The sequence below is a fragment of the Gemmiger formicilis genome (assembly GCF_016900095.1).
Taxonomy (GTDB): Bacteria; Bacillota; Clostridia; order Oscillospirales; family Ruminococcaceae; genus Gemmiger; species Gemmiger formicilis_A.
In genome coordinates, this window is the sequence record NZ_JACJJP010000090.1 from 1 (window position 1) to 395 (window position 395).

Below are 395 nucleotides of genomic sequence, written 5' to 3' on the forward strand. Positions count from 1 at the left end.
AAAACCAAAATAAAATTGTCGCTGGTCAACAACAGCATCACCGCCAAAATCAAAGATCAAAAACAGGGGATGCTTGCGATTTGCGAGGCGCTGGAGCGTTTGAAACACTGATTTTCATAAAAGCAAGAGAGAAAATGAACAATATAAATGAGAACCGAACAGACAAAAGAACACCCGGCGGCGAAAAAAGCAAGGCGGAGTTAAAATGGTTTGTTTTGTTCCTCGCCGTCATCTTTTTTCTGCCGATCACCATCCTCGCGGTGGTGGAATGGTTTACAAGCGCCGATGCCTTTGCCATCGGCATCACGGGGTTTATGCAAGCCGTCATTGTCTATGGCGGCTTGGGGCTGGTGGCGGTGATCATCGCCCTTGTCTTATTCATACTGCTGATTCAG

1 protein-coding gene is annotated in these 395 nt (G+C 46.8%); it reads left to right on the top strand.

Features of this window, described 5'->3' with window-relative positions; translation table 11 throughout:
• Nucleotides 1–134: 134 nt before the first annotated feature.
• On the top strand, nt 135–395 hold a 261-nt coding region (locus H6B15_RS15330; RefSeq protein ID WP_204648861.1), incomplete at its 3' end, for a hypothetical protein.